The organism is Vibrio neptunius (assembly GCF_000967495.1).
Classification (GTDB): domain Bacteria; phylum Pseudomonadota; class Gammaproteobacteria; order Enterobacterales; family Vibrionaceae; genus Vibrio; species Vibrio neptunius.
On sequence record NZ_JXXU01000032.1, the window covers coordinates 1 to 556 of the forward strand.

Here is a 556-nt window from a genome sequence, read left to right on the forward strand (position 1 = left end):
TTGTTGGTGCCGGTGCCGGGCTATTAATGTCGTTTAAAATGGCTGGAGTGGTCAATAGACCTAGGCAGCGAGTATTGCCATTTAACTCTATGCTTAATTACGAATTTTTTATTGCACCTGCCATAAAATATAAACATGGCCTTGTTCAGTGGCATATGTCTCCAATGATCGAAATGGATGATACTGATAGTTATGATGACGGTGAAGAAGACCCTTATCACACTCAACGAAACTTCTACTTCTTAAGTTATGCCGCTTCGCATGAAGAGCAAGCTCAAATAGTAAAACTCCTAGCCTCCTTTATTACCATTGTCGAGGAAGAGTAAATTTTTACAGGCTCCCTAAACAGGGAGCCTTTATGTGTACTGGGGTTCAGCGATTTTTGGTGAATCAAAAACTGAGTAGAACATCCCCCTAAACCCAACGTATCAAGTACCAATGGAGGGGCCTCACTGATGTATGTGTCTGTCGACTCGTTACCGGAGCTAACCCCAGAGTATCAGCAAGCCCAGCAGCAAGCGGTACAAGAGGCCAAGGTGGTCTATCAATTTGAACT

1 protein-coding gene is annotated in these 556 nt (G+C 43.5%); it reads left to right on the plus strand.

What is annotated here, in order from left to right; all coding sequences use genetic code 11:
• Positions 1–326: hypothetical protein (locus tag TW84_RS24555; RefSeq protein WP_045975769.1), on the plus strand; the 326-nt coding region annotated here is incomplete at its 5' end.
• Positions 327–556 lie beyond the last annotated feature (230 nt).